The 23,814-nt window shown below is 58.5% G+C and carries 19 protein-coding genes; 14 read left to right on the top strand and 5 right to left on the bottom strand.

Annotation, left to right across the window (positions count from 1 at the left end; all coding sequences use genetic code 11):
- Positions 1-64: 64 nt before the first annotated feature.
- A complete protein-coding gene (locus Pan181_RS05215; RefSeq protein ID WP_145245830.1) occupies positions 65-1,942 on the top strand; it encodes a type II and III secretion system protein family protein in 1,878 nt (625 codons plus the stop codon).
- Between the two features lie 188 nt (positions 1,943-2,130).
- Positions 2,131-3,369: a nucleotide-binding protein gene (locus Pan181_RS05220; RefSeq protein WP_145245831.1), complete on the top strand. Its 1,239-nt coding sequence runs from the start codon at positions 2,131-2,133 to the stop codon at positions 3,367-3,369.
- Here the strand turns inward: Pan181_RS05220 and Pan181_RS05225 are convergent.
- The 4 genes from Pan181_RS05225 to Pan181_RS05240 form a co-directional block, all read right to left on the bottom strand.
- On the bottom strand, positions 3,313-4,359 hold the full coding sequence (locus tag Pan181_RS05225; protein WP_145245832.1) for a hypothetical protein: 1,047 nt from the start codon (positions 4,357-4,359) through the stop codon (positions 3,313-3,315). The two genes, Pan181_RS05220 and Pan181_RS05225, sit on opposite strands and share 57 nt — an antisense overlap.
- Before the next feature lie 87 nt (positions 4,360-4,446).
- Positions 4,447-5,163 (bottom strand): PEP-CTERM sorting domain-containing protein, encoded by a 717-nt coding sequence (locus tag Pan181_RS05230; protein WP_145245833.1) that lies wholly within the window; start codon positions 5,161-5,163, stop codon positions 4,447-4,449.
- Between the two features lie 124 nt (positions 5,164-5,287).
- Positions 5,288-5,986, bottom strand: coding sequence for a type II secretion system protein (locus tag Pan181_RS26945; RefSeq protein WP_145252015.1), 699 nt, complete (start codon positions 5,984-5,986; stop codon positions 5,288-5,290).
- A 132-nt stretch (positions 5,987-6,118) separates the two neighbouring features.
- Complete coding sequence (locus Pan181_RS05240; RefSeq protein WP_145245834.1) at positions 6,119-6,526, bottom strand: hypothetical protein; 408 nt, start codon at positions 6,524-6,526, stop codon at positions 6,119-6,121.
- Positions 6,527-6,863: 337 nt separating this feature from the next.
- Here Pan181_RS05240 and Pan181_RS05245 point away from each other — a divergent pair, with 337 nt between their 5' ends.
- The 6 genes from Pan181_RS05245 (at position 6,864) to mscL (ending at position 12,894) form a co-directional block, all read left to right on the top strand.
- Positions 6,864-8,189, top strand: coding sequence for a CpaF family protein (locus Pan181_RS05245; protein ID WP_231943750.1), 1,326 nt, complete (start codon positions 6,864-6,866; stop codon positions 8,187-8,189).
- Positions 8,190-8,238: 49 nt separating this feature from the next.
- Positions 8,239-9,204, top strand: coding sequence for a type II secretion system F family protein (locus tag Pan181_RS05250; protein WP_145245835.1), 966 nt, complete (start codon positions 8,239-8,241; stop codon positions 9,202-9,204).
- A gap of 89 nt (positions 9,205-9,293) precedes the next feature.
- Complete coding sequence (locus Pan181_RS05255) at positions 9,294-10,247, top strand: type II secretion system F family protein (protein WP_145245836.1); 954 nt, start codon at positions 9,294-9,296, stop codon at positions 10,245-10,247.
- 164 nt (positions 10,248-10,411) lie between these two features.
- Positions 10,412-11,275 (top strand): hypothetical protein, encoded by an 864-nt coding sequence (locus Pan181_RS05260; protein ID WP_145245837.1) that lies wholly within the window; start codon positions 10,412-10,414, stop codon positions 11,273-11,275.
- Between the two features lie 27 nt (positions 11,276-11,302).
- Positions 11,303-12,313 (top strand): RluA family pseudouridine synthase, encoded by a 1,011-nt coding sequence (locus tag Pan181_RS05265; RefSeq protein ID WP_145245838.1) that lies wholly within the window; start codon positions 11,303-11,305, stop codon positions 12,311-12,313.
- Between the two features lie 149 nt (positions 12,314-12,462).
- Positions 12,463-12,894, top strand: coding sequence for a large conductance mechanosensitive channel protein MscL (gene mscL, locus Pan181_RS05270; RefSeq protein WP_145245839.1), 432 nt, complete (start codon positions 12,463-12,465; stop codon positions 12,892-12,894).
- A 171-nt stretch (positions 12,895-13,065) separates the two neighbouring features.
- Here the strand turns inward: mscL and Pan181_RS05275 are convergent, their stop codons facing one another.
- Entirely contained in the window at positions 13,066-13,800 is a 735-nt protein-coding gene (locus tag Pan181_RS05275; RefSeq protein ID WP_145245840.1) for a PIG-L family deacetylase, read from the bottom strand.
- A 264-nt stretch (positions 13,801-14,064) separates the two neighbouring features.
- Here Pan181_RS05275 and Pan181_RS25925 point away from each other — a divergent pair, with 264 nt between their 5' ends.
- From Pan181_RS25925 to Pan181_RS05305, 6 genes are all read left to right on the top strand, one after another.
- Positions 14,065-14,376 (top strand): hypothetical protein, encoded by a 312-nt coding sequence (locus tag Pan181_RS25925; RefSeq protein WP_197528930.1) that lies wholly within the window; start codon positions 14,065-14,067, stop codon positions 14,374-14,376.
- A gap of 117 nt (positions 14,377-14,493) precedes the next feature.
- Complete coding sequence (locus Pan181_RS05285; protein ID WP_145245841.1) at positions 14,494-18,174, top strand: class I tRNA ligase family protein; 3,681 nt, start codon at positions 14,494-14,496, stop codon at positions 18,172-18,174.
- A gap of 63 nt (positions 18,175-18,237) precedes the next feature.
- Positions 18,238-18,852, top strand: a complete 615-nt coding sequence (gene purN, locus Pan181_RS05290) for a phosphoribosylglycinamide formyltransferase (protein WP_145245842.1) — start codon at positions 18,238-18,240, stop codon at positions 18,850-18,852.
- A gap of 285 nt (positions 18,853-19,137) precedes the next feature.
- A complete protein-coding gene (locus Pan181_RS05295) occupies positions 19,138-21,177 on the top strand; it encodes an ATP-dependent helicase (protein WP_145245843.1) in 2,040 nt (679 codons plus the stop codon).
- Between the two features lie 171 nt (positions 21,178-21,348).
- Positions 21,349-21,750, top strand: a complete 402-nt coding sequence (locus tag Pan181_RS05300) for a hypothetical protein (protein WP_145245844.1) — start codon at positions 21,349-21,351, stop codon at positions 21,748-21,750.
- Positions 21,751-21,822: 72 nt separating this feature from the next.
- Positions 21,823-23,154, top strand: a complete 1,332-nt coding sequence (locus Pan181_RS05305; protein ID WP_145245845.1) for a hypothetical protein — start codon at positions 21,823-21,825, stop codon at positions 23,152-23,154.
- Positions 23,155-23,814 lie beyond the last annotated feature (660 nt).

Genomic DNA, 23,814 nt, shown 5'->3' on the forward strand with positions numbered 1-23,814 from the left:
ATTACCCACGCTCGTGGCCGACTATCAGGGAAACGGTAGCCGGTAGCGAGGGTGTGAACGGGGGGTGAGCCAGACTGTCTTGATCGGCAGCAACGGCTCGCGTCGCCTGCGGGCGGCGGATAACAAAGGAAGTACAGGGATGTACGATCAGAATCAGCCGGTTATCGGTCGTTCGACACGAACATGGTTTGGTGCCGCGCTTGCCGTCGCGCTGATGGCTTGGGCCACGCACCCCGCGATGGCGCAGACGGGCGCAAGTACTGCGGCCGAGTTCTCGACGCCAAACATCATTCGGCATATCAGCCGCGAAAGCGAGCGGCTCGAGATGACCACCAACTCCAGTCGTATTCTTACGCTGGATTTGAACATCCCCAAGGCTCAGGTCAATAATCCTGAGCTGGTTGCGGTCACTCCACTGTCGGCCAAGCAACTGTCGATCTCGGCCAAGAAGCCGGGCGTCACGCAGATCAACCTGTGGGACGAGAACGACAAGGTGCACACCATCGACGTCGTAATCTATGGCGACGTACGTGAGCTGGAACATGCCTTGAAGGTCACGTTCCCGAACTCGTCGGTGTCGGTTCGCAAATACAGCCAGAGCCTGATGCTCACCGGTTTTGTCGATAGCCCCGACCACGTTGGCCCCATGATGCGGCTGGCGGAAGACTACGCTCCCAAGGTGATCAACAGCCTCGAAGTGGGCGGCGTGCAGCAGGTGGTGCTCAAGGTGAAGATGTACGAAATCTCTCGCACCAAACTGCGTCAGCTCGGTGTCGACTGGGCCCTCACTACCGAAGGTGGTGGCTTCGTCGGTTCGCGTCCTAACGGTCTGCTCTCGGCAACCGGTATTCGTGCGGGTACCACTGGTGGTGGTTCGACCGTCGAGTTCGGCATCGTCAGCGGCAGCACCAGCTTCTTTGGCTTCCTCGACGCCTTGCAGCAACACAACGTCGCAAAGATTCTTGCCGAGCCTAACTTGGTATCGGTAAGCGGTCGCCCTGCTCAGTTTCTCGAAGGTGGTGAAGTGCCGATTCTGGTGCCTCAGAGCCTGGGGACCAGCAGCATCGAATACAAACCGTTTGGTACGCAGGTCGACTTCCTGCCGATCGTGCTAGGCAACGGCAACATCCGCCTGGAAGTTCGCCCACGTGTCAGCTCGCCCGACTCGTCGATTAGCGTGACCCTGAACGATAACCAGATTCCCGGCTTCCGCGTTCGACAGGCCGATACAGCGGTCGAAATGCGGGCGGGGCAGACCTTTGCCCTGGCTGGCTTGATTCAGCGTCAAACCGAATCGATCAAAACCGGTATTCCGATCCTGGCCGATATCCCTGGCATCGGTGTTCCGTTCCGCGGAACCAAGGATGAAGTAAACGAAATCGAACTGCTGATTCTCGTGACTCCTGAGTTTGTCGACGCGATGGATCCGCACGAAGTGCCCCCTTGTGGTCCTGGCGAAGTGACGATGTCGCCTAGCAATCATCAGCTGTACTGCGAAGGTCAGATTGAAGTACCGAATGCCTACGGTCCCTGCGGTCTCGACTGCGGTGGTTGCGGGCAAGAGGGCTGCCAGGGTGGCTACCCATCGCAAGGCTCGTACCCGATGATGGGACCTGGCGAGCAGATGGTACCGCTGCAGCAGGGCATGCCTTACGAACAACCGGTTCCGACTCCGGCCGGCAGCCCCGCGATCCAGTATGACAATGCTCCCACCAGTGCTCCGGTACACGGCGAATTGCACATGCCCGACCTGGGTGCGGCAAACCAATCGGCTTCGCGGTCGTCGCAAGCGGTCGCGAGCGGAGCGTACGCCAATCCACGCACGGCTAATTTCCGCCGGGTTCCCACACAATCGGCTCCGCCGAGCGTGCCGAGTCCTTCGCGGTCCGATTATTCCATTGAAGGCGGTTTAATAGGTCCGGTCGGTTACGATACTGAATAGTGGTTCAGGATGGGAATCGCGAGGAAGAATGTCGTATTTTGGCAACTTCATCGCGATTCCGATGCTGCCTGATTGCACTCCGTAAGCTACCTTTCTGTCGAAGGGTGTGGAGAATAGGCACATCCCAGCCGGTGTATTAGAATAATCGATCGCTACTACGACGCAGCCCGACCAACAGTTCGCCTCTTATGAGCCACGTACTTCGCATTGCCATTGTCGACCCTGACGACGCTTCACGCGATGCGGTGAAGTCGACGCTACTTGGCTTGGATACCGTGTGGCTCGAAGCGGAGTGTTCGCGTTACGCGTTCTTCCCCGATGTCGTCAAGCAAACCGACCCCGATGTCGGTATTATCAACCTCGACGACAATCCCGAGGCCGCAGTACAGCTTGTTGAGAATCTTACTCAGCAAAAGCCCGAGTTGGCCCTGTTGGTTTCCAGCAGTTCCACCGATGGCAGCCTGATTCTGCGAACTATGCGGGCGGGGGCTAAGGAGTTTCTCACTCAGCCGATCAAGCCCGAGGAACTGGCCGCTGCGGTCAGTCGCGTGGCGCGGAACAAGTTTGGTGCCCAGGCTGGTGGCTCACGCGGAGGCTGTAAAGTCATCGCGGTGTGCGGCGCCACTGGTGGGGTTGGAGCGACGAGCATCGCAGTGAATCTGGGATGCGCGCTAGCGGGCAATCCTCAGAATAGTGTTGTGCTGGTCGATCTCGACCTCGCGGTCGGCGACGCCGATGTGTTTCTCGACACGATTCCCGAATACACGCTGAGCGATGTGGCTCAGAACGTATCGCGGCTCGACTTTACGCTGCTCAAGCGTTCGCTTACCAAGCACAGTTCAGGGCTCTACTTATTGCCTCGTCCGGTTGCGCTGGAAGATGGTCAGCATATTTCGACCGACGACCTCCAGCGGATGTTTGGTTTGCTGAAGGCTACCTTTACGCATCTGATTATCGATACGTCGAAGGCCTTTACCAAGCTCGATTTGTTTGCCATGCAAATGGCAACCGACGTGCTGATGGTTACGCAGCTCGATTTGCCTTGTTTGCGAAACGTGGTGCGGTTGATGATGGCCTTTGGCGAGGTCGAAGGCTTGAAGGACAAGCTGCGAGTGGTGGTGAATCGCGTAGGGCACGATGCTGGACAGATCAGCATTCGCAAGGCTCAGGAAACGCTTGGCCACGACATCTACTGGCAAGTGCCCAACGACTATCGAGTGATGGTCGAAGTCCGCAACAATGGTGTCCCGTTGATCGAACAGGCCCCCAAGGCGGTGATCACCCAGTCGATCGGACAGCTTGCCGCCGCGTTGAGCGGCGAAGAAGCAGCCATGAGCGAAACCGAATCGGCCACCAAAAAATCGGGCTGGCTAGGACTGTGGTCGAGCGGCCGATCGTCGAAAACCAGCGACACGGCTACCGAATAGTACCGAACCCACAAGCACTGCGATCAGCAGTTGGCTTCCGCTGCCAGGCTCAGGCACCACGGCCGTTTCTACGGCTGCGATGGGATTCAGCGATGTCCCAAAGTTCACTTTCCAGATCTCGTAGTCGGCGACGTCGATAATGCCCTGGCTCGTGCCGGTGTTATCGCCATTGGCCGCCAGATCAGTGGTGGAACCGAGCGAATCACGCCACACGGTGTAGTCGCCGAGGTCGACGAGCCCGTCGCCGTTGTAGTCGCCAGGGAGGGTGGGCCCACCGGTGAGCATCTCGAGATTGCCCTCAACCCAATCGGTGGCCACTTCGAGCGTATCGTCGCCGAGGGTCGAGGTGCGCATCAGCAGAAAGTAGGGCTCGCTGGTTTCAAGGCCATCCATACGGACCTGCATCGAAATCATGTAGATGCCGGTGTCGGGAGTCGATGCGTCGCTGGTATCGAGGATGTAAGCGGGGTGCTTGTGAATCGAACCGTCGAAAGCCGTGGTGTCGATCACTCCTCCAGGCACCATCTGGTCGCTGGCGTCAGCAGCAAAGAAGCCATTACTGACCATATAGAACTGTTCGTTGTCGGGGCGATCGAACTCGACGTCGTCGATCGACAGGCCATCAAGATTGTCGTCGAGGCCATCCCAGTAGAACAGGTTCGAGACTGTTGCTCCAACCGACATTGGCAAAAAGTCCCAGTACAAATCGCTGTCGGCAGGTAAGGCCTCGGCCGGAAGGTTGGGATTACCCTCGGCTAGCGAAAAGTAGCCTGGATCTGACGCACGATTGCTCGACAGGAGGCTTCCTGAATAGACCTGAGCGCCGATGCTGTATGCACCTTCTGAGAGTTCTGCTAAACCGGTAACGAGTTTGCCATCCTCCTGCTGAACCATCATGTCGAGATGTGTCGCCGCGGTCGAAGCACTGGCGACTGTGAGCAAGCACAGCAGTAACCAAGCCCGAGTGAAAATGAAGGTTGAAGGCCTCATGATTTTTGGTTCTATCAAGTAGTTGTGAGGAAGTGGAAATAAGGAGCACCGCGGTCGCCCTCGCAGGCGACCGCGGCGCAACGCAAACTAGCGACGAGCGACCACGGCCAGGCCGCAGAGGGCCAGACCAACCAGTGCGAGGCTAGCCGGCTCGGGAACCATTTGGCTATGAAGGTATTCCTCTGCCAACTCTACTCCCTCTTCAAAATCTTCACCGGTGACGAACAGCAGTAGGCCGGTTTCAGATGCTTCCAGACCATCCAACTCCAGGTTGAACGGAGCCATGTAGATGCCCGCTGCTGGCAATTCGGTGGTAGCGGGATCGTCGATATCGAAGATCGGATGACCATGCAAGTAGCCATCGGCGTCGGCCAGTCCGGTGTTTTGAGTAATCGCTAACACGGCGGGGCTATCGGAGAAGCTTACCTCGCCGGTGCCATCCCAGTAGAACAGGTCGGAGGTAACGCCCTCGAGCGTGTATGCGACATTATTCATAGTGATGCCTTCGCCTTCGAGCAGCGGCCAAGGGTTTCCATTTGTGGCGGTTGGCGTCAGGTAGCCAGGCTCGGTTGCGGTATAGTAGCTTCCGCTGCTAAGCGTGACCTCTTCGAGATCTCCCTCGAAAATGTGAGCTTCCAAGTGTATTTCGTTATCAAAATCGGAGCCAGCCAAGATGGTCTGACCATCAGATGTAGGCCGGCCAGCATATAGGTGCAGGTGCTCGTGTCCGTGGTCGTGCTGAGCCAGCAACGAACTCATGGGCAAGCAAACAGCAACGGCAAACAGTAAGGTAGAAAGTTTCATTAGTTCGAACTCAGTAGATGTGGTCTTGAAATGGAAAATATTGGAAACTGCACACGCATGCTCCTATGGCAACGAGAGAATGCTCGTTGACTAGCGAAGCGAAACGTTCTGCGAGAGCAGTGCTTTACTTGGGTGGGCGAGCGAAGTGGAAGCTTTCCTCGGCCCACTCGGCGATTTGCGCTGCGGCAATCGCTTGCACATGGCCATCGGCATAGAGATAGTTGGCCACCGTGTCGGAGTGACGACCGATGGCTACTTCGTGCTCAATGGCGGCGAGCCGGTCTCGGCCTGTCGGTTTGTCTTCCTCGTACCATTCCGGACTATGCACATGATCGAACTGAATCTCCACCGCCGAGGTGTCGGCCGCTTCGAACAGCACGATCGTGTTATGAGTTTCCGGCAGATCGAATAAGTCGGATACGAAGTACTCGACCTCTTCAGGGTGTACGAGTTTCTCGGTTTTCGTCGGGCGGCGCAGGTAACCATTCATCACGTAGCTGGTTTCGGCACCGCTGCTCCGCTCGACGCGTTTGATGTCCTCTGGGCAAAGCCGGATTTCATCCACGTCTTCCATGTAAGGAGCGAGGGTGAAGATCCACGACTTGCTTTTGTCCGACTCATGCCACAGGCCGGGAAAACGGCCCTTGTGGACATTGGCAAACTGGTGCATCGCCAAACCAACCTGGCGCATGTTGTTCGCACATTGCGAACGAAGTGCAGCAGCCCGCGCCGCCTGAATGGCCGGCAGGAGCAATGCCACGAGCACGCCGATGATGGCGATCACCACCAATAGCTCTACGAGCGTAAACGCATTGCGACGCATGATAGATACCACCAATATTGCCCGACGCGATTCCTGACCATGCGGTAGCCGCAGGCGGAATGCAAGCGGGTGAAGCAGGACGTAAGTTCAGAGGATGCGCGCAGCGATTGCGCACACAAACGTTCGACAAACCTAGGCCTGCAGGGCAGGGGGCCCACGCGGGGCGTACACCAGCAACTGGGCGGTGGGAGCCGCTTCCATCGCTACTGGTTGAGGGCCGAAAGAGACGGCCGACGTGAGAATAGCTGCGTCGAGCCCTGTTTGGCCGACTTTGATTTTCGCCAGAGTGCAACAAACCGCACACTGACCGGGCTGATGTGCCCCGTGCTTGGGAGTACCGATCTGCCCGCCAGGCAGGTCGAGGTCTACCGTGTCTTCCTCATGGGCCAGGCCACAGAAGAAGCAGTCGCAAGAGGTTTCGGCCTGACCGCAGGTCGGATCGTCGCAAGGCACCAGCGCATGCAGCCCGTAACCAGCCACAGCAATCAAGCTGTAGGCCAGTGCGAAAGCAAGGCTAAGGATGCGGCGATTCCGGGGCATGATGACCGTGCGGAGAGTGCGGAATGTAGCAGTACTGCAACTTACAACACTATCCAACGAAGCGATGGGTGTCAACGTCGACTAGGTTGGGGCCGGAGTTTTACGGCTAACCTCTGCAGCCCTGCCAGCTGGCTGCGAAAAGCCCGATTATGAGCCTTTAAGCTTCGGTAAATCTCACGATCAGGCCGCATTCGCTTTTCTCCACAATCCAGACTCCTGGGTGCTGCTTTTAAGCTACGCTTTGGCAGAAACCTCCACACACAGGCACCCGATGTCTGTGTGGACGGGCGGTTATTGGTCCCTGAGATAAACCCCGCATACAAGATTTGATAGAGCCATGAGTACTGCCGCCGGTGGATCGTCCATGTTGTCGCAACAAGACCGTGAGGCCGAGTTCGAGAACATCAAACGGCGTATCCATACCAAGCTGGTCGACAAACTCGACTTGTCGCGTGTCGGCGAGTTGGAAGGCGACGTGCTTCGACGTGAAATTCGCCTGGTTGTCGAGCATTTGTGCGATACCGAAGACACCTTTCTCAATCGCAACGAACGCGATCGTCTGGTGGAAGAGGTGCTCGACGAGACCTTTGGTCTGGGGCCGATGGAACTGTTGCTCAAAGACCCATCCATCAGCGAAATCATGGTGAATGGTCCTAAGAACATTTACGTGGAAAAGAGCGGCAAGTTGGTGAAGACCAACGTGGTGTTCCGCGACAACAAACACTTGCTGCAGATCATCGACCGTATCGTTTCCCGCGTCGGTCGCCGGGTGGACGAGGTCTGCCCGATGGTCGACGCCCGCTTGCCGGATGGTTCGCGTGTGAATGCGATTATTCCACCGCTCGCGCTCGATGGTGCCAGCGTGACGATTCGTCGCTTCGGTTCGAACCCGCTCAAGCTGGAAGACCTACTGAACTACAAGAGCATGACGCCCGAAATGGTGATGCTGCTCGAAGGAGCGATGAAGGCGAAGCTGAACATCATCATCTCGGGTGGTACTGGTTCGGGTAAAACAACGTTGCTCAATACGCTGTCGAGCTTCATCTCGAACGACGACCGTATTGTAACGATCGAAGACGCCGCGGAACTTCAGCTGCAGCAAGACCACGTCGTGCGACTCGAAACCCGCCCGCCAAACATCGAAGGCAAAGGCCGCATCAGTGCGACCGACCTGGTGAAAAACTCCCTGCGTATGCGTCCCGACCGAATCATCATCGGCGAATGTCGTGGTGGCGAAACGCTCGACATGCTCCAGGCAATGAACACGGGTCACGAAGGGTCGCTCACCACGTGCCATGCGAATACCCCGCGCGACGCGATCGCTCGTCTGGAAACCATGATCATGATGGCCGGCTTCGAGATGCCGATCAAAGCCATGCGTCAGCAGATTGCCAGCGCGGTCGACTTGATTGTGCAGGCCAACCGCTTGCAGGGTGGCCCGCGTAAGGTGACTCATATCACCGAAATCCTCGGCATGGAACAAGACACGATCGTGATGCAGGACATCTTCAAGTTCGTGCAGGATGGTGTCGACGAGAATGGCCGCTGCGTGGGCCACTTCGTGTCGACCGGTATCCGCCCGAGCTTCATGGACCGCCTCGAATCGGCCGGCGTGCGGTTGCCAGCCAGTACGTTCCGCGAGCGGGTCATGATGGCCGACTAAATAAGACGACTCCGAGTACGACTTTTTTCTTTGAATAAGCGAAACTGACATGGCTGCCTGGATTATCTATCTGTGTGTGTTCGCCGGCGTGGCTGCTCTCGTGGCGGGAGTCGCCGCGGTCCGAACCGGTGATCGCGAAGACGAAGTAGCCCAGCGGCTTAGCGCGCTCACCATCGGTGCGAAAGACGATCCCAAGGAGGTCTCGCTCTCTAGCGAAATCTTCAACGCCGGACGCGATGGGGCCGAAGGGGCCTTCGAACGAATCGTTTCCAGGTACATGAACCTGAATCTGCTGTTCGAACAAGCCGACGTCAATATGACCGTCAGCAAATTCCTAAGTATCGTTGGCGGGGCCGGCGTACTGGGGTTTGTGCTGCCGACGCTCGCGGGCATGCCGATGAAGTTTGCCCCAATCGTGTCGGTAATGCTGGTCACCTTGCCCTTCCTGTGGCTCATCATGAAACGCAAACGGCGGCTCAATAAGTTTGCCGCCCAACTGCCTGAAGCACTCGAACTCATTTCGCGGGCCCTTCGGGCTGGTCATAGTCTGGCCGCTGGTTTCAACCTGGTGGGCCAGGAAATGTCGGCGCCGATCTCGACGGAGTTTAATCGTACGTTCGAAGAGCAGAACCTTGGTATGCCTTTGGAAGAAGCCCTCAACAGCCTTACCGATCGCATTCCGAACCTCGATCTTAAGTTCTTTGCAACCGCGGTGATTCTGCAGCGACAGACGGGTGGTGACCTGGCGGAGATTCTCGACAAGATCGGCCATCTCATCCGCGAACGATTCAAGATTTGGGGGCAGGTGCAAGCACTCACGGGCGAAGGGCGCTTGAGCGGTATCGTGCTGCTCGCGCTTCCACCAGCGCTGTTTGTCACCGTGTACCGCATGAACCCCGACTACCTGATGTTGCTGTTCACCGACGACCTTGGCAAAAAAATGCTGGTAGGTGGTTTGGTGATGCAGTTGTTAGGTGCCATCGTGATTCAAAAAATTGTGAATATCAAAGTGTGAGGATTCAGAAGCTCCCGACAAAGTCTGCCTGACTGCTTGCTGCCGACGAACGCTTCTGCCATTGGTCCCTAGCCCCAAGGCCCTGTGCCATGATTAGCAACACGCTCTTAACTCAACTCGCGATATTCGGATGTGTGGCCGCCGCGGTATGGGCTTTGATGGAATTCCTGGGGGGCGGCGGAAAGTCGCGCGCCGAGGAACGACTCGACGAATTCAGCGATACCCGCTCGAAGGGACGTACGAACGCGCCGAAATCCGACTCGATGACCCGCCTGATCGAAGCAGCCTCGCCCAAGTTGTCGGCTCCGCTCAAACCGAAAACCGCCGAGGAAGCCAGCAAGCTCAAGTTGCGGTTGCAGCACGCGGGCTATCGCAGCGAGAACGCGGTGTCGATCTTCCTAGGCATGAAATTCCTCTGCCTGGTGCTTGGTTTCTTTGCCAGCGGTGGGTCGATGCTGTACCTCAAAGGGTTCACGCTCACCGCGATGATGTACACCGTGGCTATCTCGGGCATCATGATGTTCCTGCCCGACGTGGTCGTTTGGCTGCGGAAGAAGAGTCGTCAGGACTGTATCTTCTATGGCCTGCCTGACGCCCTCGACTTGATGGTGGTCTGCGTGGAAGCCGGTCTCGGCCTCGACCAGGCGATGCGGAAGGTCTCCGAAGAGATGCAGAAGAGCTACGCGGTGCTGAGCGAAGAGTTCCGCTTGGCAAATCTGCAACTGCAGATGGGGGCCGCGCGAAACAGCGTGTTGCACGAACTAGGACAGCGGACCGGGGTCGACGACCTAAAGGCCCTGGCTGCCATTCTTATTCAGGCCGACAAGTTCGGCTCGAGCGTCGCCCAGGCACTGCGGGTGCAGAGCGACTCGATGCGGACCCGCCGCCAGCAGATGGCGGAAGAAAAGGCAGCGAAAACTGCGGTGAAGCTCATTTTTCCGCTCGTGATCTTCATTTTCCCCGCGATCTTCGTCGTGCTGGTGGGCCCCGCGGCCATCACCATGATCAACGAGATGTTCCCCGCCATGCAAGGCGCGCAATAGCCGCTAGCAGCCTCGCACGAATGCCGCGAGTGCCTGGAACCAGCCGGTTTTCGATCGGTCTGGCCAGGGGCAACCATGGGTTGACGTTAAACCGTTGAAACATCTACACTTACGCTTCTGTAGATGTTGCACGAGCATTCCCTTATTCGACTCTCAGGCGTCGTATGAAATCCGAAGAACGTCACGAACTCGAAACCAATTCGCTGGCCAAGCTTCTCGAACAGATCAACGATAAGCTGGCTCCTTACGCGTCGCACATTATATATGGCGTGCTAGCCATCGTCGCCATCTGGGCGCTGGTGCGGCTTAGCTCGAACAGCATGCACGCCAAGCAGCGAGATACCTGGAACTCCTATGTCGGGGCGACCTTGCCGGGACGCGTCGACGAAGAAAAAGTGCTATCGGTCGCTGAGACCTACGCCGACAAGCCGGTTGGCGACCTGGCCAAGATCGCCTGGGCCGACGCCAAGTTGGCCGAAGGCTCGCACTTGTTTCTGAGCGACAAGAAGAACGCTGAGAGCGCTCTCCAATCGGCCCTAGATACTTATTCCGATTTGGCCGAAAGTGCCAAAGACAGCGTGCTCAAGCAGCGTGCTCAATTCGGCAAGGCTCGTACGCTCGATTGCCAGTGCAAGATCGACGAGGCAATTGCTGAGTACGAAAAAGTAACCGGACCGTTTAGCGAACTGGCTGACGCTCGGGCGAAAGATCTCGGCGAACTAGGTGCTGCCAAGTATGCTGCCTGGTTGGCCGAAGCCGAAGGTGCCCGCAACCGTCCGAACGCCGGCAGTGGCTTTAGCCGCCCTGGCTTTGCTCCCGATGCCCTCGGCTTGCCCGGAATGGGTAGCGGTGGCTTTGGTGAATTTGACGAAGCCATGGAAGACGCGCAGTCGCTCGCCCTCGAAGCCCCCAAGACCGAGGACGAAGCAGCTACGGAAGAGTCGGCCGACGAAGCTTCGACCGATGAAGCCCCCGACGATTCGGCCGCAGAGCCTGCCGCCGACACCGAAACGCCGACCGAAGAGTAATTCGGGTTTCTTCAGGCAACCACTCCTATGGCTGAATGCGCTGAGAATTGGCCATTGGAAATCTCCGTGGCCGACGACGCCGTCGGCCAGCGGCTCGATGCCTATCTGGCGAAGCAATTACCCGACTACAGTCGCTCAGCGATTCAGCGAGCGATCGACGCCGGTCAGGTGCTCATCCCAGGCGAGGAGGTCAAACGCGCCCTCCGCTTGGAAGCGGGCTGGACCATTCGCATCGAGGGTATCGAAACCGCGCGGCCCGGTCCTGAGCCCGAAGACATTCCGCTCGACATTCTCTACGAAGACGACTGGATGATCGTCGTCAACAAACCGGCCGGCATGATCGTCCATCCGGCCAAAGGTCACTGGAATGGCACGCTCGCTTCCGCGGTGGCCCATCGCTTTGGTCAGCTCAGCACCACCGGCGGACCCCAGCGGCCGGGAATCGTGCACCGCTTGGACCGCGACACGTCGGGCGTGATCGTCGTCGCCCGCAACGATCGGGCGCACGAGCGACTCGCTGCCCAGTTCAAGGATCGTACTACCGAAAAAGAGTACGCTGCCATCGTCCGCGGCGTGCCTGACCGCGATGCCGATGTGATCGACCGCCCCATCGGCCCGCACCCCAAGCTTCGCGAAGCCAAGGCCATTCGCGAAGGCCATCCCGACGCCAAAGCAGCCCTCACCACGTTCCAGGTGGTCGAGCGATTTGAGCGTTTCAGTCTGCTTAAGGTACTCCCGAAAACTGGCCGCACTCATCAGATCCGCGTCCACCTGACCAGCATCGGCCTGCCGATTCTTTGTGACAAACTGTACGGTGGGTCGCTCCGCGCTAACCGTGGTGAATTACTTCCCAAGATGGCGGCGTACAATGAACGTCGTGAGGGAAAATATCCGTCGGACACTGTGATCCTCGAACGCCAAGCCCTCCACGCTCACCGGCTGACGATCAACCATCCAGAAACCGGCGAGCGGTTGACCTTCGAAGCCCCGCTACCCGCCGACCTGCAGCAAGTGCTGGACTGCCTGCGGGCGGTCTAGCCCAACCTCGTTCCTACGCTCCGCGTGGGAACGCCAGCCCGACTGCTCTGCGGGCATTACTGCTCCGCAACTGCTTGTGCAATCGCCGGCTCACGGTACGATGGCTCTCTGCTTACTATTCAGGCGTCATGCATCAAAGGAGGTGTCGGATGGGCTTGATTCAAGAGTTTCAGAAGTTTGCCATGCGCGGCAACGTGGTCGATATGGCGGTCGGCATCATCATGGGCGGGGCGTTTGGGAAGATCGTCGCCTCGTTCGTGGGCGACATCCTCATGCCGGTAGTCGGTTCGTTTACTGGCAAAGGGAGCCTGGGAAGCCAGTTCCTATGGCTCGACCCCGAAGTCGAAAAGCCCGCCAGCCTGGCCGCCGCCCGCGAAGCAGGTGGGCCCTACATTGCGTGGGGTGCGTTCGTACAAACGACTATCGATTTCTTGATCATTGCGATCTCGATCTTCCTGGTGGTCAAGCTGATGAATCGCATCCAGGAAGAGTTCGTCAACAAGCCCGAAGCCGAAAAACCAGCCCCGCCCGAAGACATCCTGCTCCTCCGCGAAATCCGCGACGCGCTGAAGAAGGAGTAGCCTCTCCTCGTTCCCACGCTCCGCGTGGGAATGCCTACCCGACCGCTCTGCGGTCACTCCTTAGCAAAATCAAGTTTTAAGCTACTCTGTCGCCGTGGAGCGGCGGGCACTTGGGTTCCCACGCAGAGCGTGGGAACCAGGTTAGCGGAGCGAGGGAAAGAGCTTGCTGGGCTACACCAAGCCCATCAAATCCCGTACCCCCACCGCCCGGGGGCTGGCCAGGCGTTCGCCTCGTTCGAAGCCGGCGGCTTCGCCGAAATAGTGGGCCATCGCGTCGAGCCGGGCGAAGATGTGCTGCTTCTCCGGCGGGAACTGCGTGGCGTACGCCCGGATCGAGGCGATTTTCTTCTCGTAGGTCGAGCTGATGTCCATCACAAACGAGTTCCCCTGCGGCGGGGGCTCGAGCGAGTAAAAGTTCAGCGAGTAGAACACCAGCGAGTCGATCTTGTGCGGCGGCAGGTGGTCGAATCGCTCGTCCCATTTTGTCAGCCGCGAGTAAAATACGGCCGCTTCGGTTATCTGCACCGCCTGCCAGTGGTCGGGCGATGCCATCGGGGTGCGGTCGCCGAGTGCCAGCACCATCCGCGGCCGCCAGCGGCGAAACTCCTTGGCCAGTGCCAAACGTGAGTCCCAGTTGTCGAACAGCATGCGATTGGTCAAATCGAGCGTCGTGCGGTGATGCACACCCAGCAAACGGGCTGCTTCGGCCGCCTCGGCTGCACGAACCTCAGGGCCGGGCGAGGCCGGCGTCGGCTCGCCGTCGGTCAAATCGACGATCCCCACCCGGTATCCCTGCTCCACGAGCCTGGCAACGGTGCCTCCGCAGCCAATTTCGACGTCGTCGGGGTGGGCCCCCACGGCGATCACATCGAGCGGTTCAATCGAAAGATCGGCGTCATTTGTCATGCATTTGGCTTTCCAAGGCCGGACCGCGAGGGGGGCCGTGTGTCAGGGGGGCGTACGAAGGTGTTCCGCGGTTGACAGAACGCAGCACCGACAACGAAAATCGCTGTTTCTGCGTAACGAAACCCTACCGAATTGCCGACGTTTTCACAAGTTACACGTGATTGGGTGATTAGGTGAGTCAGTGAGAGGACACCTGGGCTTTTGCCCGCTCACTGACTCACCTACCCACCCACACACCTATCCAAACCCCCGACAGCCAGGCCCATGCTAATCGACTCCCCCGAACAGCTGATTGAAGTTCCCGTAACCTGGATCAGCGAACCTGCTGCCCCTGCTGCGCCGTCGTACGAGGTAGCATCGGACCCGTTCGACGACTTTGACGACGACGACTTCGACGATGAGTTCGACGACGACTTTGAAGAAGAGTGGGACGATGAGACCATCGAAGATGAGTTTGCCGACGAGTTCGAGCCAGACGAAGAAGAGTTCGAAGAAGAAACCTACGACGACGAAGATAGCGACGACGACAAGGAAGATGGCGACAAATTCAACGACGACGAAGACTTCGACGACTGAGTGGGAGTGCGGAATATCCAGTCGCAACGCCGCTGGGCGAGTTCGCACGATCACGATTGGCTGTAAATGTTCGCGCAAGCGAAAAATCCATCCGCAATCCGCAATCCGAAATCTTAAATGTTCACCCCCGTCGAAGGTTCCGTTAGTTTTCCCAAGCTCGAAGAACAAGTCGGTGCGTTCTGGAAGTCGGCGGGCATCTACCATAAGTCGCTCGCCAAGCGCGAGGGGGCCGAGCCGTTTGTGTTCTTCGAAGGTCCTCCGACCGCCAACGGCATGCCCCACCCTGGGCACTGCCTCACCCGGGCGATCAAGGACCTGTTCCCCCGCTACAAAACCATGCGGGGTTATCGCTGCGAGCGCAAGGCGGGATGGGACACGCATGGCTTGCCGGTCGAGGTCGAGGTCTGCAAGCAACTCGGTATCCACTCGAAGGAAGAGATCGAAGCATACGGTGTCGAGCCTTTCATCCAGCTCTGCCAGAAGAGCGTCTGGCGGTACATGCAAGAGTGGGAACGCATGACCGAGCGGCTCGGCTTCTGGGTCGATCTGGAAAAGGCCTACGTCACTTACCACCAGAGCTACGTCGAAAGCGTGTGGTGGAGCCTCAAGAACCTGTTCGATCGTGGGCTGTTGTATCAAGGCCATAAGATCGTGTGGTGGTGGGCCCAAGGGGGCACCGCGCTCTCGAGCGGCGAAGTCGGCCAGGGCTACCGTGAGGTGGCTGACCCGAGTGTGTTTGTGAAGATGCCGATCGTTATCGACGAGAAGGCTAAGAAACTTGGGCTTTCGGATGGCGTGTCTTTGCTTGTCTGGACCACTACGCCCTGGACGTTGCCGAGCAACCACTTCGCGGCCGTGGGACGCGATACTGCTTATTGTGTTGTAGAGAATGATGAAACCTCTGAGAGACTGATTGTTGCTGTAGATCTAGTCGAACAATTGGCTGCTAAGTCAAAGTCAGATTTAAAGCAAGTTGGTGAGGCCTTTTCGGGAAGCAGTCTTGTTGGCTTGCGGTATGTCCCACCTTTTGACTGCTTTTACTCCCAAAGAGGTGAGAAGACAGTTGAGGTTTGTGAAACTCATGTTCGCAATTTGTTCTCTACTTTCTTTGGTGATCTCAAAAAACGTGACGAAGAAAAAGACACGAAAGTAAAACAGTATTTGGAAGATCATCCAACACGTCACATTGGATGGCATGTCGTTGATGCTGACTTTGTAACAACGGATAGCGGTACTGGAATTGTCCATATCGCCCCTGCTTTTGGTGAAGATGATTACGGTGTGCGCCAAAGGGAGAGCCAGTGGTTTACTGATCCAGATGCAGTTCCCCTCATCAACTGCGTCGGCCCCGACGGCAAGTTCACCGACGAAGCGCCTGAGTTTGTACGTGGTCGCTGGGTGAAGGACTGCGATAAGGACATCATTCGCGACCTTAAAGAACGCGGGCTGCTGTTTCATCAGGAGCAGTACTTGCACGATTATCCCTTCTGCTGGCGGGCCGAGGACGATCCGCTTATCCAGTACCCCCGCGAAAGCTGGTTCATCAAGACCACGCAGTTCAAAGACGCGATGCTCGAGAACAACCAGCAAATCAACTGGCTTCCCGAGCACATCAAGGATGGCCGGATGGGCAAGTTCCTTGAGTCGAACGTCGACTGGGCCTTGTCGCGCGAACGCTACTGGGGCACGCCATTGCCGATCTGGCAGTGCGAGCAGACTGGCCAGCAACAAGCCATCGGCGGCTACGACGAGCTGCTCGCCAAGCCGGGTGTGGCGGGCACCGAAGTGTGGGACAAGGCCAAGGCGGCCAACCCAGAGCTGCCCGACGACCTGCGGGTGCACAAACCCTATATCGACGAGGTGACGTACGACTCGCCGTTTGCCGACGGGGCACGGATGCGCCGGGTGACCGAGGTGATCGACTGCTGGTACGACTCGGGCGCGATGCCATTTGCCCAGTGGGGATACAAAGGAGAGCAGCCAGGGGCTGAGTCCCCCCTCCCCGGCCCTCCCCGCGAGGGGGAGGGAGCAAAGGACGCGGTCGCGGCTCGTTTCCATGAGCAGTTCCCTGCCGACTTCATCAGCGAGGCCCTCGACCAGACGCGCGGCTGGTTCTACTCGCAGCTGGCCATCAGCACAATGCTGTTTGGAAAGAATGACAACAACGACATTCCGCAATCCGAAATTCCCAATCCGCAATCGCCTCCTCATCCCTTCAAGAACTGCATCGTGCTCGGCCTGATGCTCAGCGAGTGGTACGAGGACAAGAAGGATTCGAAGAAGCTCTTCCTCAATGAGGAAGAAGCCAAGGCCGCTTGTGGCAATAAGGGTTACAAGCACGCGGTCGGCAAGATGAGCAAAAGCAAGCGGAACTACCGCGAGCCGAACGAAATCTTCGACCGCTACGGAGCCGACGCGCTGCGTTGGTACCTGTTTGCCAATCAGCCGCCATGGACCTCGATCCGCTACAGCGAGCAGTCGATCAAAGACAGCATCCCCGAGTTCCTGCTGCGGCTGTGGAACTGCTACAGCTTCATGGTGATCTACGCGAACATCGACGAGTGGGACCCCGGGCAAGAGGTCGGCGCCCCCCTCCCTGACCCTCCCCGCGAGGGGGAGGGAGCAATTGGACTGGAAGCCCATTTCGCGCAGGCCAAGAGCTATCGTCCGGTGTTCGACCGCGATCAGATCGATCGCTGGATCATCAGCGAATTGCATCGCACCATTGCCTTGGTCACTGAGCGGATGGACGCGTACGACAACTTTGGGGCGTGCGGAGCGATCAACGAGTTTGTCGACGCGCTGTCGAACTGGTACGTGCGTCGCAGCCGCGATCGTTTCTGGGCCAAGGACAAGCGAGCGGTCGACAAGCTCGACGCTTATTGGACGTTGTACGAGTGCCTGGTGTCGACCACCAAGATGATCGCCCCGTTCGTGCCGTTCCTGGCCGATGCGATGTGGCGCAACCTGACCGGCGTGTTTGACGGCGCGCTCGAGTCGGTGCACCTGTGCGACTACCCCGAGGCCCATCCCGCCTTGGTCGACGAGCAACTGTCGGAGCGAATGGCCCTGGTGCGGCTGATCTCGTCGCTCGGCCGCCGTGCGCGAGAAGTCGAAAACTTGAAGGTCCGCCAGCCGCTTTCGAAAGTGGAAGTGATTCTGGCCAAGAACACTCACCAGGCTTGGCTCGAAGAAAACGCGAGCGTGATTGCCGATGAGATCAACGTGAAAGCGGTGGAGTTCTCCGACGAGCCCGATAAGTACGTGGAGCACGAAGTGCTGCCGAACTACCGGTTGCTCGGCAAGAAGTTCGGCAAGCTGTTGCCAAAGGTAAAGGAAGCCCTGAACCTGGAGAGCGCGACCGAACTGCTCGAGAACTTCCGTGACAACGGACTGGTGAACATCACCGTGGAAGGAGAGCAACTGGAGTTGCTGCCCGAAGAGGTGCAGGTGCGCATCACGGCCAAAGAAGGCTACGCGGCCGCGAACGACAAAGGGGCCGTGGTAGTGCTGGCCACCGAACTCACGCCCGAGCTGATTGCCGAAGGTACCGCCCGCGATCTGGTGCGTGTGATCCAAGACACCCGCAAGGAAACCGGGTGCGAGTTTACCGACCGCATCGAAGTTGGCATCGAGTCGGACGATCCGACCGTGGTGGCCGCAGTCGAGCAGTTCGGCGACTACATCGCAGGCGAGACGTTGGCCGTTTCGGCAGCGCTGGGCCCGATCGCGGGGGTGGAGCCAGTAGAGCTGACCATCGGCAACGCGGTGGTCAAAGTGTATGTTCGCGTGAAGTAACGTGCCACCGATTCGCCCTTCGCATAAAACAATTAATTGGTGCATCACCTGCACCTTACATCTATGAAAATTGCTGTACTCATTTCTGGTTCCGGGCGGACGCTCAAAAACTTTATTGATCTGGCGGCCGAAGGGTCGTTGTCGGTGGAGACCGAGTTGGTGATTTCGAGCTGTCCCACCGCGGGCGGGCTCGACCATGCGAAGGCGGCTGGCATCGCTTCGGTAGTGCTGGAGCGCAAAGACTATCCATCGCACGACGCGTACGGCGAGGCCATCTTCTCGCTCTGTCGCGAAGCGGGGGTCGACATGGTGGTGATGGCCGGCTTCCTGAAGCTGGCCCCCGTGCCCGACGACTTTATGAATCGCGTGGTCAACATTCACCCGTCGCTGATTCCTGCGTTCTGCGGCCAAGGCATGTATGGCGACCGCGTGCACGAGGCCGTACTCAAGTACGGCTGCAAGGTAACCGGTGTGACCGTGCACTTTGTCGATAATGAGTACGACGCCGGGCCGATCATCTGGCAACTGCCGGTGCCGGTGATCGAGGGAGACGACCCCCATACGCTCGCCGCCCGCGTGTTCGAAGCCGAGAAGGAAGCCTACCCTCACGTGCTGAACCTGCTGGAAGCGGGCCGCGTGAAACTCAACGGTCGGATTGTATCGATTGGTAAACGATAGCAAGCTTGCACGACGATGCAGCAGGCGTTGGGTCGATGACGTTTGGCTCGTCTTTTTGTTTCTGTGCATGCGGTGAAAGCAGATTTCGCGGTCGCTCTGCGATCGCTTGCGGAGTGCGATTATTGGTTGCCGCCGAGCGGGAGTGACTGCAATTCTCGCTGGGGGATTTGGAACGAGATTCGCACAACCGGCCGCGATCCGCTGAATTCTCGCCGCTTTCGATTTTGCCTTCGCGCGGGTATCATGCTCAGTTCGCTTTGACTTACCCACGGACGACAGATTGCGATGGCTGACGGACTGAATCCCCCACAACGCGAAGCGGTAAACACTTTGAGCGGGCCGATGCTGGTGCTCGCCGGGGCGGGAACCGGTAAGACACGGGTGGTGACCTACCGCATCGCGAATCTCATCCGCAACCGCATCAAGCCCGAGCGGATTCTCGCGGTCACGTTCACCCGCAAAGCGGCCGGCGAAATGCAGGAGCGGGCCGCCTCGCTGTTGCCGAAAAGCCGTCGCAAAGCCGATAGCCCGCAGCCCGAGATTTCGACGTTCCACGCGCTGTGCGTGAAGATCCTGCGACGCCATGCTCCGCAATTGGGGTATCCCGAACTCTTCTCCATTTGCGACCGCGGCGAGCAAGAGAGTGTCGCCCGTAGTGCGCTTCGCGAGATTCGCGCGCCGGCCGATAGTTTGAAGCCCAGCGACTTGCTCGGGTACATCGGTCGCTGGAAGATGGGCTCGATCTCGCCCCGCCAGGCGATGGGGCTCGGCGAGACCGACCGCGAGCACTTGGCCGCGGCCGCGTATCGACGCTATCAGAAAACGCTCAAGGATCGCGGAGTGATGGACTTCGACGATCTGCTGCTGCTGACCGAGGAGCTGTTTACCAAGTTCCCCGAGGTGCGACATCAGGAAGCAAACCGGTTCGACCACGTGCTCATCGACGAGTACCAGGATACCAACCATAGCCAGTACGAGATCGTCCGCGGGCTGGCGTCCGGGCACCGCAACCTGTGCGTGGTGGGGGACGATGACCAATCGATTTACGGTTGGCGCGGTGCCGAGGTGTCGCACATTTTGCGATTCGCCAAAGACTGGCCCGAAGCCAAGGTGGTGCGACTCGAGGACAACTACCGCTCGAGTGGTTCGATCATCGACCTCGCGAACACGCTGATAGCGTTTAACTCGGAGCGTCACGACAAGGTGCTCCGCGCGGCCCGCCACGAAGGCCCTAAGCCCCGCATTTTGCAGTTCAAAGACGAGCAAGAGGAAGCCTTGCAGGTGGTACAGGACATCCGCCGGCTGATGGGCATGGGCCGCGGGGCGAAGGACTTTGCCATTTTGTTTCGCACCAATGAGCAACCGCGGGCGTTCGAAACCGAACTGCGGGCGGCCAAGCTGCCGTACGTGCTGATCGGCGGCATGAGCTTCTTCGACCGTCGCGAAGTTCGCGACATCCTGGCGTTCCTGAAGCTGGTGGCCGATCCGACCGACGACCCCGCTGTGCTTCGCGTGCTGAATACTCCACCGCGCGGGCTGGGCGACGCCGCGCGCAAGTCGCTCGTGTCCGAAGCAGCCGCCCGAGGCTTGCCAATTTGGGGGATGATCGAGAATCCGACGGGCGTCACCGGGTTGAGCAAAGCGGCCCTCGAAGGGGTGTTGAAGCTGCGCGGGATGGTTGAAAGCTGGCATGAGATGGCCGAACGCATGAGTGTTGCCGATTTGCTGACGCGGATTGTCGACGACACCAACTACCAGGCCGAGATCGCCCGCTTGTACGAGGATCCCAACGATCGTGATTCGCGGTGGGCGGTTGTTGAGGAAATCACCAACGCTGCGGCCAACTACGACACGAAGAAGAAGTCGCGGAAGAAAGACACTCGCAAGCGCATCCTCACGTTCCTCGACGACCTGCTAGTCGGCAATCAGGATGAGAGTCGCGACAAAGAGAAGCAGCTCTCGCAAAACGCGATCGCCTTGATGACACTGCATAGTGCAAAAGGCCTGGAGTTTCCTTTCGTGTATTTGGTTGGTATGGAAGAAGGGATTTTGCCGCACAAGCGATCGCTCGAAGGAGGCGAGACACAAATCGCCGAGGAGCGACGCCTGGCCTACGTCGGCGTGACCCGTGCCCAGGATGAGCTGACCATGACCATGGCCCTCACCCGGCGCAAGTGGGGCAAGCCCCGCGAGACCATTCCGAGCCGATTCTTGTTCGAAATGACCGGGCAGGCCGAGAACTTCGTGAAGCGCAAGCAGGCCGCCGAGTCGCCTAAGGGGCCGACCAAACGCAGCGGTCGCGGCGCCCGAGCTCGCCGGGGTTAGGCCTGTTTTTCCGATCGTTGCGGGCGTGCGGGCATCCCTGCACCATGCGGGCTCGGCACGATCGTGCGACGGCCAAAAAACTTGACAGTCTACCGACCGCGATCTAGGTTGGTTTACCCAAGATGTACTGATTTCTCGCGGGTAACAGTCACCCCTTATTGGCGGAATTCCATGGTTCGCACCTCTCGTAGTCAGATTCTCAAGTGGTCGCTTTTGGTGTTGGGTCCGCTGGTTTGCCTGGGGCTCGCATCGGCTCAGTACTACGGTGGAGCTTATCCTTACGCCAAGCCAACGGTGCCGAAGGCTCCGACCAGCTTGCCGAGGTCGGCTCAAACCTTCAACGGATTCAGCGGCAACCCCTACGCCCGCAGCACCGTGCCGCCGACCGGCATGCCGATCGGAACTACGCACAATTACTTTGGCTCCGGCGTCGGCAACCCCGTCGCGAGTCGCCCACAGCCGAAGCCGTTCTCGAGCGTCAAGGTTCCGGGCCCACTTGTGACGTCGCGTCAGGCGGCCCAGATCGAGGTCGCCAAAGGCCTGTGGGACGGTTACGGGATGTACGGTTACTAATGGTTGCGTGCTCGTAAGTCGGGTTTTCATTTCGGCCAATTCATTCATCACCAGGTCAGCAGGGTTGAGGTTATGTCATTCCTTTCTCGCGTTCAGCTTCGTAGCGGTCGATACTCTCTGCTTGGTTTCGCCTGCCTGGCGATGCTCCTGGCTGCTGGAACCGTGAGCCGCGCCCAGTCGATCGAACTCCCCACCCCGCGGGCGGCGACCAACGCGGCGCTGCACTACCAACGGGCGGTGCTGTACCTCGGTATGGTCGATCCCGAACAGCGGGCGTTGCTCGAGCAGCCGATCTGGCAGACCATCAATCCCAAGTCGACCGACGAAGATCTGGCCAAGCTCAGCGAGTTGCTGATTGCGTCGCGCCAGGCGATTCGTTCGGCATTGGTCGGTGCGGAGCAGCTCGAAGCCGACTTCGGTCTCGACATGCGTCAGTACGTGCTCTCGTCGCAGTTGCCACACGCCGAAGGCATGAAGCAAATCGGCCGCCTGGTTGCCCTGCAAGGCTTGCAGCAGCAATCCGCTGGCGAGTGGAAACTGGCCGCCGAAACTTATCTGGCTGGTCTGCGGATGGGACGACAAATGACTCACCAAACCACGCTGGCCGAAGCCATGGCCGGTGTCGAAATCCTCGAAAACATGTACTTTGCGATCAGCCAGTGGGCGGTCCGCTGCCCCGACACGGCGTTGGTTGACGACGTTTCGCACATTCTCGATGCCATGGCCAACGACATGGTGAATCCGGCTCGCACCATGGGCTTCGAGGCCGGCATCTCCAAGGCTCGACTCGCTGCCATGGAAAGTGCTTACCCCGACGGGCCATGGGCCGAGATGATTCTCGAAGCCCTCGGCGCCGAAGTGCCGGCCGCTGGTTCCGAGGAACTTCGCCAGGCCGCTATCGCTGCTGCAGTGAAACGGGGTGTGCCCGAAAGTACGTTTGCCACGGTCGACGCTTTCAAAAGTTACATGGATAATCTCCGTACCACTTATGCGGAGCTAGCTCGCGAGTCGGCCATTTGCCTGACGCTCGATCCGCCGCACTCCATCAAGTGCGGAGCCGAAGTGTACGCGAAGTACGCGGACAAACTGCCCGAGACCGAACGGCTCAGCGCTCTGAACCCGGCCCGCGTGGCCTCGCTGTTCGCTTTGCACCAGGCGGAGCTCGACATGCTGCGACAAGTGTTGGCTGCCAGCGCTCTGAAAACCGACGATGGTTTTCCTGCCAGTGCTGATGCGATCCAGGCACGCCTGGGCAACAAGCCGCTGACCAGCCCGTTCGACGGTTCGGAGTACGAGTACGAGCAGCTGGAAGACGGCCGCGGCATGTCGCTTAAAATCGGCAAAGCCACGGTCGGTGGCATCGAACTGCCGGAGTTCAAGTTCCGCTACGTCGAAGCCAAATAGCTGCGAGCGGGCCGGCTGAATCTCCAGCGACTCTCCACGCTCCGCTGCTAGCGATCGATGCTTGCGAATAGATTCCCAATTTACCCATCAATGGGAAAATTGAATCTCCACGCACTCTGCAAAACCAGTGGTTTTCGCACTCGAATAGATTCCCATTTCCCAAAACGCATCGAGTGGGAATCTATTATCGCAGTGGGGATCAATCGCAAGTCGTTGATAGATAACAAGTTGCATCAACACCTCGACGGAATGAGCCCAAAATAGATTCCCACCCATGGGAAACTATTTTGGAAGGCGAGTTTGGATTGCGGATTTCGGATTGCGGAATGTCATCTTGAGGGAGCTTCCAGCGACGCAGCCCCACCAACCACTATACCACCACGCGCAGCAGCGAACGCCCACGCCGGCAACCATTCGCCTGCGCGTCGCTATGAGTCTGCCATTCAAACAAGCATCACATCTCGCAAACCTCCTTTCACTAAAAAAGCCAACAGCCGATAGCTAAAAGCCGACAGCCTCAGTCACCTGTCCATTAGAACACTGTGGGTGGCCGATTCCTAGCGAAAAGTGGTGATATAAGAAAAATCGTTTAGCCCGTAGCCGAAGGCGATGGCTAGAGATGTGAACCTAGAGCCACTACAAGAATTCTCACGCAGAGAG

This window comes from Aeoliella mucimassa (assembly GCF_007748035.1).
GTDB lineage: Bacteria > Planctomycetota > Planctomycetia > Pirellulales > Lacipirellulaceae > Aeoliella > Aeoliella mucimassa.

What these genes read in the sequence shown, in the direction of transcription:
- Pan181_RS05220 (WP_145245831.1), top strand. Translation starts at nt 2,131, where the DNA reads ATGAGCCACGTACTTCGCATTGCCATTGTCGACCCTGACGACGCTTCA.
- Pan181_RS05225 (WP_145245832.1), bottom strand. Translation starts at nt 4,359, where the DNA reads ATGAGGCCTTCAACCTTCATTTTCACTCGGGCTTGGTTACTGCTGTGC.
- Pan181_RS05230 (WP_145245833.1), bottom strand. Translation starts at nt 5,163, where the DNA reads ATGAAACTTTCTACCTTACTGTTTGCCGTTGCTGTTTGCTTGCCCATG.
- Pan181_RS26945 (WP_145252015.1), bottom strand. Translation starts at nt 5,986, where the DNA reads ATGCGTCGCAATGCGTTTACGCTCGTAGAGCTATTGGTGGTGATCGCC.
- Pan181_RS05240 (WP_145245834.1), bottom strand. Translation starts at nt 6,526, where the DNA reads ATGCCCCGGAATCGCCGCATCCTTAGCCTTGCTTTCGCACTGGCCTAC.
- Pan181_RS05245 (WP_231943750.1), top strand. Translation starts at nt 6,864, where the DNA reads ATGAGTACTGCCGCCGGTGGATCGTCCATGTTGTCGCAACAAGACCGT.
- Pan181_RS05250 (WP_145245835.1), top strand. Translation starts at nt 8,239, where the DNA reads ATGGCTGCCTGGATTATCTATCTGTGTGTGTTCGCCGGCGTGGCTGCT.
- Pan181_RS05255 (WP_145245836.1), top strand. Translation starts at nt 9,294, where the DNA reads ATGATTAGCAACACGCTCTTAACTCAACTCGCGATATTCGGATGTGTG.
- Pan181_RS05260 (WP_145245837.1), top strand. Translation starts at nt 10,412, where the DNA reads ATGAAATCCGAAGAACGTCACGAACTCGAAACCAATTCGCTGGCCAAG.
- Pan181_RS05265 (WP_145245838.1), top strand. Translation starts at nt 11,303, where the DNA reads ATGGCTGAATGCGCTGAGAATTGGCCATTGGAAATCTCCGTGGCCGAC.
- mscL (WP_145245839.1), top strand. Translation starts at nt 12,463, where the DNA reads ATGGGCTTGATTCAAGAGTTTCAGAAGTTTGCCATGCGCGGCAACGTG.
- Pan181_RS05275 (WP_145245840.1), bottom strand. Translation starts at nt 13,800, where the DNA reads ATGACAAATGACGCCGATCTTTCGATTGAACCGCTCGATGTGATCGCC.
- Pan181_RS25925 (WP_197528930.1), top strand. Translation starts at nt 14,065, where the DNA reads ATGCTAATCGACTCCCCCGAACAGCTGATTGAAGTTCCCGTAACCTGG.
- Pan181_RS05285 (WP_145245841.1), top strand. Translation starts at nt 14,494, where the DNA reads ATGTTCACCCCCGTCGAAGGTTCCGTTAGTTTTCCCAAGCTCGAAGAA.
- purN (WP_145245842.1), top strand. Translation starts at nt 18,238, where the DNA reads ATGAAAATTGCTGTACTCATTTCTGGTTCCGGGCGGACGCTCAAAAAC.
- Pan181_RS05295 (WP_145245843.1), top strand. Translation starts at nt 19,138, where the DNA reads ATGGCTGACGGACTGAATCCCCCACAACGCGAAGCGGTAAACACTTTG.
- Pan181_RS05300 (WP_145245844.1), top strand. Translation starts at nt 21,349, where the DNA reads ATGGTTCGCACCTCTCGTAGTCAGATTCTCAAGTGGTCGCTTTTGGTG.
- Pan181_RS05305 (WP_145245845.1), top strand. Translation starts at nt 21,823, where the DNA reads ATGTCATTCCTTTCTCGCGTTCAGCTTCGTAGCGGTCGATACTCTCTG.